Source organism: Bacillus cereus group sp. N8, assembly GCF_016483685.1.
Taxonomy (GTDB): Bacteria; Bacillota; Bacilli; order Bacillales; family Bacillaceae_G; genus Bacillus_A; species Bacillus_A proteolyticus.
Genome location: NZ_JAEHBK010000202.1, coordinates 1 through 245, shown reverse-complemented (window position 1 = coordinate 245; position 245 = coordinate 1). Strand labels below are relative to the sequence as shown.

The window sequence follows — 245 nt, the reverse complement described above, 5'->3', positions numbered from 1 at the left end:
GAGCAAAAGCAGGGGATTATATATGCGGCGGGTGCGTATACGAAGTGGGGAGTCCTTCCGATTTATTGGAAATGGGTGGAGGAAGTACCGGCAGAAGAAATATTAGCGCATCGCATCGGTTGGGCATTTGTTTTTATGTTGTTAGTTTTAGGAGTAACGAAGAGGTTTGGTCAGTTTGGTGGGGAGTTAGTGGCCCTTTTTAAAAGACCTAAATTATTAATGTCATTAACAAGTGCTTCGGTACG

The 245-nt window shown here is 43.7% G+C and carries 1 pseudogene; it reads left to right on the top strand.

Features of this window, described 5'->3' with window-relative positions:
• Window positions 1-245, top strand: a pseudogene (locus JDS80_RS31005) (EamA family transporter RarD); the annotation flags it as partial.